The organism is Pseudomonas sp. EL_65y_Pfl1_R83, from assembly GCF_963970695.1.
Classification (GTDB): Bacteria; Pseudomonadota; Gammaproteobacteria; order Pseudomonadales; family Pseudomonadaceae; genus Aquipseudomonas; species Aquipseudomonas tritici.
On record NZ_CAXAQI010000404.1, the window covers coordinates 1 to 459 of the forward strand.

The following is a 459-nucleotide window of genomic DNA, read 5'->3' on the forward strand; positions in this document are numbered from 1 at the left end:
GGGCGGGATTTCCGGGCGCAATAACGGGATGATCGCCACCAGCGCCATCAGCGCGACGAACGTGCGTGTCTGCCACCAGTGCAGCTTTTCGAGATCCCCCTGCATTTGCGGCTCTTACCGCGCAGGTTGCTTCGGAAACAAGCCGCCTTGAACGCGATAAAGAAACAGCGCCCGCTCGCGCGTGGGGATGCGCCGCAGCCAAGGCGGCGGCGCTCCCCGTTTCAGCGCCTCGGCCAGCGTTCCCGCCGCTGCCCCGCCGAAATCGTCGGCGCGCAGCGCGACATAGCGCAATTGCCATGTTTTCGCGACGGTTACGCCCTGATCGGGCTGCCCGAGGAAGAAGCGATAGACCGCCAGATTCCCGACATTGTTCCGATGATAGGGCGCGCCCACCACCTGCAATCGCGTCGCGCCGATGGCATAGGCCCCGAGATCGAGCGGAGCCAGCAACCGCCCGGG

1 protein-coding gene is annotated in these 459 nt (G+C 65.8%); it reads right to left on the bottom strand.

The annotated features are described in order from the left end of the window. Positions 1–114 precede the first annotated feature (114 nt). On the bottom strand, positions 115–459 hold a 345-nt coding region (locus tag AACY08_RS29525), incomplete at its 5' end, for a hypothetical protein (protein WP_339472621.1).